Here is a 494-nt window from a genome sequence, read left to right as displayed (position 1 = left end):
GGTGGTTCTTGGTCATGTGAGTTCCGTTTGTAATGTGTCGTGTGGGGTTTGGAGTTCGGTTGGCGTGTGATTCACCGTGGGGCTGTTCTGCGGACGATTCGAGCGTATGGGCAGGGGTAAACGACCGGAGCCACCGTGCGCGTTGCAGGCGGCCGAGTCGAAAAAGGTTGTTTGGCGCGTGGTTCTGGCATAGTGGGGCTGTTTCAGGAGTGGTTCTGGTCGTGGGCTATCAGGGTGCTGTCGGAGTCGATTCGGTCTGCTGCGTCAGCTGTTCCCAGACCACGAGGGTCGGCGGCGTCACGACGAGCGCGGTGAGATACGAGTAGAAGATACTCAGTGCGGTCACGACGCCGAACTGTCCGAGGACGGGGGTGATTGCGATTGCGAGGACGCCGAGACCGGTCGTCGTCGTCAGCATACTCCCGGTCAGTGCGCCGCCAGTCCCGCTGACGGTCATGTGCAGCGCCTCGTTGAGGTTGGAGTCGTTGTACTCG

The 494-nt window shown here is 60.9% G+C and carries 1 protein-coding gene; it reads right to left on the bottom strand.

All coding sequences use genetic code 11. The features are described from left to right. Window positions 1-229 precede the first annotated feature (229 nt). Window positions 230-494: MMPL family transporter (locus tag D3D02_RS19160; protein ID WP_147435754.1), on the bottom strand; the 265-nt coding region annotated here is incomplete at its 5' end.

The organism is Halobellus sp. Atlit-38R (assembly GCF_003665925.1).
Lineage (GTDB): Archaea > Halobacteriota > Halobacteria > Halobacteriales > Haloferacaceae > Haloquadratum > Haloquadratum inordinatus.
Note: the sequence above shows the minus strand (reverse complement) of the source record. Positions and strands in the feature narration are given on the sequence as shown.